This is a genomic window from Chitinophaga tropicalis (assembly GCF_009758205.1).
Lineage (GTDB): Bacteria > Bacteroidota > Bacteroidia > Chitinophagales > Chitinophagaceae > Chitinophaga > Chitinophaga tropicalis.
Map to the genome: position 1 here is coordinate 24,959 of NZ_WRXN01000029.1, position 6,176 is coordinate 31,134.

Annotated in this window: 5 protein-coding genes; 3 read left to right on the top strand and 2 right to left on the bottom strand. The window is 42.6% G+C overall.

Annotated elements, in window-relative coordinates; all coding sequences use genetic code 11:
* The first annotated feature begins 66 nt into the window (after positions 1–66).
* Complete coding sequence (locus GO493_RS30140; protein WP_157309962.1) at positions 67–354, top strand: DUF3817 domain-containing protein; 288 nt, start codon at positions 67–69, stop codon at positions 352–354.
* Positions 355–378: 24 nt separating this feature from the next.
* Here GO493_RS30140 and GO493_RS30145 read toward each other — a convergent pair whose 3' ends face one another.
* Positions 379–1,134 (bottom strand): LytR/AlgR family response regulator transcription factor, encoded by a 756-nt coding sequence (locus tag GO493_RS30145; protein WP_157309963.1) that lies wholly within the window; start codon positions 1,132–1,134, stop codon positions 379–381.
* Positions 1,131–2,240: a sensor histidine kinase gene (locus tag GO493_RS30150; RefSeq protein WP_157309964.1), complete on the bottom strand. Its 1,110-nt coding sequence runs from the start codon at positions 2,238–2,240 to the stop codon at positions 1,131–1,133. The genes GO493_RS30145 and GO493_RS30150 overlap by 4 nt, the downstream gene beginning before the upstream one ends.
* Before the next feature lie 124 nt (positions 2,241–2,364).
* Between GO493_RS30150 and GO493_RS30155 the strand changes: the two genes are divergently transcribed.
* Together GO493_RS30155 and GO493_RS30160 are read left to right on the top strand one after the other, a co-directional pair.
* Positions 2,365–4,272, top strand: coding sequence for an AAA domain-containing protein (locus tag GO493_RS30155; protein ID WP_157309965.1), 1,908 nt, complete (start codon positions 2,365–2,367; stop codon positions 4,270–4,272).
* Between the two features lie 126 nt (positions 4,273–4,398).
* Positions 4,399–5,994, top strand: a complete 1,596-nt coding sequence (locus tag GO493_RS30160; protein ID WP_157309966.1) for a hypothetical protein — start codon at positions 4,399–4,401, stop codon at positions 5,992–5,994.
* Positions 5,995–6,176: the final 182 nt, after the last annotated feature.

A 6,176-nucleotide genomic window follows, 5' to 3' on the forward strand; every position in this document is an offset into this window, starting at 1 on the left:
GTGTTACTTTCAGAATAACAGAATATATTACTAATATTGTAGTTCACAATGTTTTCTTAAAAGCTTATGTTAAAATCATACCGGAGAATCGCACTTATTGAAGGAATATCGTACCTGGTGCTGCTGTTCATTGCTATGCCGCTTAAATATGGATTTGATTATCCCCATCCTGTAAAATATGTGGGTTGGGTACATGGGGTTTTATTTGTTGCCTATGTAGCGTTGTTGCTGGTGTGCTGGGCACAATACAAATGGAGCATATTAAGGGTTTCAGGCTTTTTTATTGCGTCCCTGGTACCTTTTGTCCCGTTTATAGTGGAGAAAAGACTGGAGAAAGAATATGGGAAAGTATAACGCTGTTTTGCAGCGTTATACCTGCTAAAAATCCATCCAGGATTTTAATGCGTTCGCTTTATCGCGGCTTACAATCACTTCAACATTCTCATTTTTTCTGATGATCACTTTCAGTTTGCCGTTAAAGTAATTATGTATCTGTTCAATAGCATCTACATGGATAATGAATTGCCTGTTGGCCCTGAAAAACTGCCTGGGATTCAGCTGACTTTCCAGCTCTTCCATTGTTTGCGGCACTATCTCTTCCATTCCGTTGTATAGCCTGGCCCTTGTTATTTTCATCTCTGAATAAAAATAAGCTACATCACTTACCAATACGGTCTTATATCCATCCCGGTAAGGAAGCAGGAAACGGCTTCGGTATTCTTTAGGCTGCAGGAAGTTCAACAGCCCTTCTATTGACTTTTTCTGTTCCACCAGGGATAAGCGTTCCAGTTTCCCGAAAGCAGCTTCCAGCTCTTCCTGTTCTACCGGTTTCAACAGGTAATCCAGGCTGTTATATTTAAATGCCCGTACTGCATATTCATCATATGCTGTTGTGAAGATAATGGGGCATGTTATTTCTATTCTATCGAAAATTTCAAAGCTTAATCCATCAGACAACCGCACATCCATCATTACCACATCCGGTGTTTCATTGCCGGCAAACCATGCTATGGAATCAGTAATACTATCCAGAACAGACAAAACCACAGCCCTGGGCCTTATGGCTTTAATAAGCCGTTTAAGCCTGTCAGCATTCGGTTTCTCATCTTCTATGATTAGTATTTTGTCGATCATAATTTTATTAATCGGATTATCACTTTAAATGAATCTGGCCCTTTTATAATTTCCGGTGGTTCTTTTGAGAGAAGCTGGTACCTGCTGATGATATTCTGTAAACCAATTCCGGAGGAATTTACCTGTTTTTCTATTGCTATCAGTTTATTTTCTACTATCAGTTCCTTCTTATCATTGCTGAATATCCTGATCTTCAGTGGATCACTTTTAATTGTTTTATTATGCTTCAGGGCATTCTCTATCAGCAGTTGCAATGTAAGTGGAGGGAGATACAGGTCCCTGCTACCTTTATCTATATCAATTTCAAAATGTACTCCATTACCAGCCCGGTGCTGAATAAGAAAAATATATGCGTTGAGGAATTTCAGCTCTTCTTCCAGCAAGATGATATCTTTCCTTGAATTTACCAGCAGATAGCGGTAAACCTTGGAGAAATTCTCCGCATATTCATAACCTAACTGCTGGTTTTCCAGTATAAGCTCAGACAATACACTAAGGTTGTTGAAAACAAAATGAGGATCTATCTGCAGTTTTAAAGCCTGCAATTCTGCTTCCATAGCAGCCTGCTTATTTTCAGCTGCTTTCAATTTATGTCCGGCTGCCTCTATAGCTGTATTTCTCCAGTTTAATATCAGGTAATTGCCAGTATTAATGGCTATTATCATAAAGGCAATTATTGCACTTACAAGCACCCATTGTAACAATCCCCTCCTCTCTTCAATAGGTACATTATTATGAAACGGCAGGGGCTCTCCTTCTATTAAAGAAAAGCAGAGCAGATCCAGGAAAATGATGACTAAAACGGCAAGCAGGTTCAGGCTGGCTTCTATTACCAGCCGCTTACCTGATCTTTCCGTCCAGGACAGATATTTGTTGAGTAAAGCATGAATGCGGATAGCTGACTCAGATATTAAAAAGCAAAAGATAAACGATACCGTCCATTCCCCGAGAATAGCCAGTGGCTCCCGTTTAAAGTAATCTGTAACAAATTTTGAATATGGATCAATGATATAGGAAACGAAGTATAACAACAGGAATGCAAAGAAAACGACCAGGACCCGTTTTTTCCTGTTGTTTAAAAATGTATCGTTTGTTATCTCCTCCATATTGTAAAAATAACCTGATTCCACTGGTCAGGGGCAGATTTCTCACCTAATCGTAAGAATTCATTACCGAAAGCCGATATTGGGTTACTGAAAAGTCAAACCGATTTTGACCTACCTTTGCAGGATGGAGTATTTCAAAAAGCTGCTTGAGCTATTAAAGATAGAGAGAGAAGAAGACCGGAAGGCTTACCAGGAACTGACAGAAACATCGTCCGTGGCTCAACGCAGGGAAAACGGGCTTACATGGTACCCTATTGCCATCAGGGATACTGAAATGAGCCGCGGAGATTATCTTACCGTTGAAGTAGAACGTACCACTCACCAGGACATTGTACACCAGCTGCGCTTTGGCGTATCTGCTGTCCTGTTTTCCAACCATGACGCAAAAAACGATCGTATAGAAGGCACTATTACCCATCAAAGTGGCAACCGGCTGAAGATCACCTTACGTACTGATGAGCTGCCGGACTGGAGCCGTGACGGTAAGCTGGGCATAGACCTCCTCTTTGACGACAACAGCTACGACGAGATGCAGAATGCCCTGAAGCAGGCTATCGCACTCAGTGAAAAACCGGAAGAAGGCAGGCTGATAAAGATACTGACAGGTGAAAAGCAGCCTACTTTCCAGACAGAGCTTCATCCTGTTACCTTACCCCGCCTCAATGCCTCACAGCAGGATGCGGTCAATAAAATACTCTCTGCCAATGAACTGGCTATTGTACACGGTCCTCCTGGTACGGGAAAAACAACCACGCTGGTACAGGCCATCAAGGCGCTTATCAAACAGGAGCATAAACAGGTGCTGGTAGTGGCTCCAAGCAATGCTGCCGTAGATCTGCTGAGCGAAAGATTGTCAGACGAGGGGTTAAATGTGCTGCGCGTAGGCAATCCGGCCCGTGTTTCTGAAAGCCTCTCTGCACTTACCCTGGATAGTAAGATGGCCGGGCACAGCAATATGAAAGAGATCAAACGGCTGAAAAAGCAGGCTAATGAGTTCAGGGATATGGCTCACAAGTATAAGCGCAACTTCGGGAAAGCGGAACGTGAGCAGCGCAAGGCCCTTTTTGATGAGGCACGCAGTATCATGAAACAGGTAGAAAATACAGAACAATACATCCTGAACGACCTGCTGGCTAAAGCCCAGGTCATCACCGCTACCCTGGTAGGCGCCAATCACTATACCGTACGTCATCTGAAATATCATACAGTGGTGATAGATGAAGCCGGACAGGCCCTGGAGCCTGCCTGCTGGATACCTATCCTTAAAGCGCAGAAAGTAGTGCTGGCAGGAGATCATTGTCAGCTATCGCCCACTGTGAAATCTGATGAAGCAACCAGGAACGGCCTGAGTACCACCCTGCTGGAAAAGTGTACTGCCCTTCACCCGGCTTCTGTTGTGATGCTGGAAGAACAATACCGCATGAATGAAATGATCATGGGTTATTCTTCTTCCATCTTCTATAACGATAAGCTCAAAGCACATACCTCCGTAGCCGGTCATCTGCTGTTTCCGGAAGATGTGCCCCTTTCCTTTGTAGATACCGCCGGTTGTGGCTTTGATGAAAAAACGGAAGGTACCAGCACTACTAACCCCGAAGAAGCGGCTTTCCTGTTTAAACATCTTACCCAGCTGGTAACATCGCTCAACGCACATTATCAGCAAGGGAATTTTCCCTCCATCGCTATTATTTCTCCCTATAAGCAACAGATACATATCCTGAAAGAACAGCTACAGCATGCTCCTGAGCTCCAGGCGTTCAATAACAATATCTCTGTCAATACAATAGATAGTTTTCAGGGACAGGAAAGGGATATTGTTTATATCAGTATGACCAGGAGTAATACAGATAATAAGATCGGATTCCTATCGGATATCCGTCGTATGAACGTTGCTATGACAAGAGCAAGGAAAAAGCTGGTGGTGATCGGAGATAGTGCTACGTTATCCCAGTTACCGTTCTATGCTGATTTTATCAGTTATGCGGAAGGGAAGAATGCCTATCAGAGTGCCTGGGAGTTTATTGATAATTAGTTTTTTAGAGAGAGGAAATTTTGTCTGGCGACCGGATGAAGAATTGGATTTTATTGATAATTAACAGGATTATATAGTAAAGAAGGAGATAATAACTATATTTGACCTATAACAGCCTACTATCCTATGAAGAGACTATCCTTATTGCTGTTGTCTGTACTTTTCCAGGCACTTGCCTTCGCACAGCTTACTCCTATTGCAGAAAGTACTATGTTCCAGGAAGATGTATCCGGTTATTCCAGGATACTCCAGCTTAAGAACGGCAGTACCCTTTACATGCATCTTACCTTGCGTACAGGTATTGACCTCAATTTTTACGACCAGTATCACAAACTAAAAGTGATCAAGCACCTGGACCCGTCCTTTGGCATATTGAAAGGGACCTGTGTCAATGCCATCTTTGAAGTGGATGGAAACATTGTCCTGATGATCAGTGAGGTAGATGATCGCCGCCCTGTACTTTACCGTCTCATTATCAACGGAATAACAGGAGAGCTGGAACGGGAAGATAAGCTGGGGGAAGCCGCCAAATACCTTTCCCGCGATCTTCCTTTTATACCGGAATATCCCTCTGTATCTTCTTTTACCGTAAGAAGAGATCCCAATGGGAATAATTATGCCCTGCTGATCCGCAAGAATAATGATGATGCCGCAGGCAGGAACCAGATAGAAGCTATCCTGTACAATAATGAGCACCAGGAGATCTGCCGCACTTATTACGACTCTCCATACAGATACGGCTCTCTCAACTTCCTGGATATGGCAGTAGTTGGAGAAAAGCTTTTTATCCTGGGATTTGCGTATAATCAGATAGCTGCCAATGACAGGGAAGGTCAGCTGATCATTGCATCTATGGAAAAAGGGGCAAAGAAAATGAAAATGGAGATACTTAATCTCTCCGGCGACAGGCTGGCAGATAGCGCTACGGTACGTTATAATCCCGCTACAAAAAAGCTGTTATTACTGGGCACTGCACATGTGGAAGATGCGGAGCGACCTTATTATAAAGGCTTCCTCGTTGTCATAGATCCTTTTACCAATCAGCTGGAAAAAGAAATAAGCATCTACCCGGAAAAGGCCAATGCCATGAAGAAAGAGATATACGGTCAAAAAGCATCCTATACCGGAATGCCGCAGGCTCTCTCTGTTCATCGTGATGGCAGCTTTACGATCCTGTTTGAAGAGCTGACCAAAATTTCTGTGAACCATATAGATGCGGCTTCGTACAATTATTACCTGCTTGATCATATAGCCATCATGAATTTTGACAGTACAGGCAAAGAGACCAACACCAGTTTCATTCCCAAGAAACAGTATATCAAAAGTTCAGAGCTGTCAAATTTCTACATGGCAAACAGGGATCTTGATGCACAGAAATTAAACATGGGTGATCAGTATAAATCATTTGCATTTGTTGAAGGGAAAGATAGTGCGTATGTATTGCTGAATGACCCGGCGAGCAATAATGAAAAACTGAAAACAGCAGATATTTCTACTTTGCGTGGGTTGAGTGATTGTGATGCTTTCAGCTATGCGCTGGATGGGAAGACAGGATTTCCTGAAAGGAGATTTGTCTTCGGCAAGTCAAAGAAAAAGAATGAACATTATCTGGGATTATTCAATATCTCGGATTACGATAAAGAGAATAATATCTACGTTACGTTAAAGCTGACAAAACAACGTGATCTGAAAGGAGCAAGCCTGGTCTGGCTGTCCCTGTAAAAAGAAAAAGCCAAAGTAAGAGTACCCTGGCAATACCTAAACCTACAACTGTTTACGAGACTGTAAAATGAACTGTGTCAAAGGTTAAAATAATTTCCTGACCTTTAACACAAGTTTCTTTTTATGAGCAAGAATGATCAATTTGATTACGACGGCCTCAAGAAAAAGGCCTTAGAACAGTT

Coding starts and splice junctions, on each gene's coding strand:
- GO493_RS30155 (WP_157309965.1), top strand. CDS start 2,365: ATGGAGTATTTCAAAAAGCTGCTTGAGCTATTAAAGATAGAGAGAGAA.
- GO493_RS30140 (WP_157309962.1), top strand. CDS start 67: ATGTTAAAATCATACCGGAGAATCGCACTTATTGAAGGAATATCGTAC.
- GO493_RS30160 (WP_157309966.1), top strand. CDS start 4,399: ATGAAGAGACTATCCTTATTGCTGTTGTCTGTACTTTTCCAGGCACTT.
- GO493_RS30145 (WP_157309963.1), bottom strand. CDS start 1,134: ATGATCGACAAAATACTAATCATAGAAGATGAGAAACCGAATGCTGAC.
- GO493_RS30150 (WP_157309964.1), bottom strand. CDS start 2,240: ATGGAGGAGATAACAAACGATACATTTTTAAACAACAGGAAAAAACGG.